The organism is Chromohalobacter sp. 296-RDG (assembly GCF_029889885.1).
In the GTDB taxonomy this organism is placed as follows: domain Bacteria; phylum Pseudomonadota; class Gammaproteobacteria; order Pseudomonadales; family Halomonadaceae; genus Chromohalobacter.
The window spans coordinates 1-1,663 of sequence record NZ_JARANY010000177.1 but is presented as its reverse complement, the minus strand read 5'-3'; the positions used below and the strand labels follow the sequence as shown (position 1 = coordinate 1,663).

Annotated in this window: 1 rRNA gene; it reads right to left on the bottom strand. The window is 56.9% G+C overall.

Annotated features, from left to right (window positions below):
• Positions 1-43: 43 nt before the first annotated feature.
• A 16S ribosomal RNA gene (locus OP495_RS17620) occupies positions 44-1,583 on the bottom strand.
• Positions 1,584-1,663 lie beyond the last annotated feature (80 nt).

Below are 1,663 nucleotides of genomic sequence, written 5' to 3'. Positions count from 1 at the left end.
AATTCATTGTGAGCGCTTACCCAGGACGGGATGCGCGGTCGTTTAAGGAGGTGATCCAGCCGCAGGTTCCCCTACGGCTACCTTGTTACGACTTCACCCCAGTCATGAACCACACCGTGGTGATCGCTCTCCCGCAGGTTAAGCTAACCACTTCTGGTGCAGTCCACTTCCATGGTGTGACGGGCGGTGTGTACAAGGCCCGGGAACGTATTCACCGTGCCATTCTGATGCACGATTACTAGCGATTCCGACTTCGCGGAGTCGAGTTGCAGACTCCGATCCGGACTGAGACCGACTTTCCGGGATTGGCTTCAGCTCGCGCTTTCGCAACCCTTTGTACCGGCCATTGTAGCACGTGTGTAGCCCTACCCGTAAGGGCCATGATGACTTGACGTCGTCCCCACCTTCCTCCGGTTTGTCACCGGCAGTCTCCCTAGAGTTCCCGGCCGGACCGCTGGCAAATAGGGATAAGGGTTGCGCTCGTTACGGGACTTAACCCAACATTTCACAACACGAGCTGACGACAGCCATGCAGCACCTGTCTCTGCGCTCCCGAAGGCACCCGGGTATCTCTACCCAGTTCGCAGGATGTCAAGGGTAGGTAAGGTTCTTCGCGTTGCATCGAATTAAACCACATGCTCCACCGCTTGTGCGGGCCCCCGTCAATTCATTTGAGTTTTAACCTTGCGGCCGTACTCCCCAGGCGGTCGACTTATCGCGTTAACTGCGCCACTAAGTCCTCAAGGGACCCAACGGCTAGTCGACATCGTTTACGGCGTGGACTACCAGGGTATCTAATCCTGTTTGCTACCCACGCTTTCGCACCTCAGCGTCAGTGTCAGTCCAGAAGGCCGCCTTCGCCACTGGTATTCCTCCCGATCTCTACGCATTTCACCGCTACACCGGGAATTCTACCTTCCTCTCCTGCACTCTAGCCTGCCCGTTCCGGATGCCATTCCCAGGTTGAGCCCGGGGCTTTCACACCCGGCGTGACACGCCGCCTACGCGCCCTTTACGCCCAGTAATTCCGATTAACGCTTGCACCCTCCGTATTACCGCGGCTGCTGGCACGGAGTTAGCCGGTGCTTCTTCTGCGGGTGATGTCGTCCGTACCGGGTATTGGCCGGCACGCTTTCTTCCCCGCTGAAAGTGCTTTACAACTCGAAAGCCTTCTTCACACACGCGGCATGGCTGGATCAGGCTTGCGCCCATTGTCCAATATTCCCCACTGCTGCCTCCCGTAGGAGTCCGGGCCGTGTCTCAGTCCCGGTGTGGCTGATCATCCTCTCAGACCAGCTACGGATCGTCGCCTTGGGGGGCCATTACCCCACCAACTAGCTAATCCGACATAGGCTCATCCAATCGCGCGAGGTCCGAAGAGCCCCCGCTTTCTCCCGTAGGACGTATGCGGTATTAGCCTGAGTTTCCTCAGGTTGTCCCCCACAACTGGGTAGATTCCTATGCGTTACTCACCCGTCCGCCGCTCGACGCCTCCTAGCAAGCTAGGATCGTTTCCGCTCGACTTGCATGTGTTAGGCCTGCCGCCAGCGTTCAATCTGAGCCATGATCAAACTCTTCAGTTGAAAGTCTGATAGTCCTTGTCTTTGCGAACAAAGAAGCGGACCAAACTTGGTTCAAGACCAAAACGTCTCTTGACGAGTCG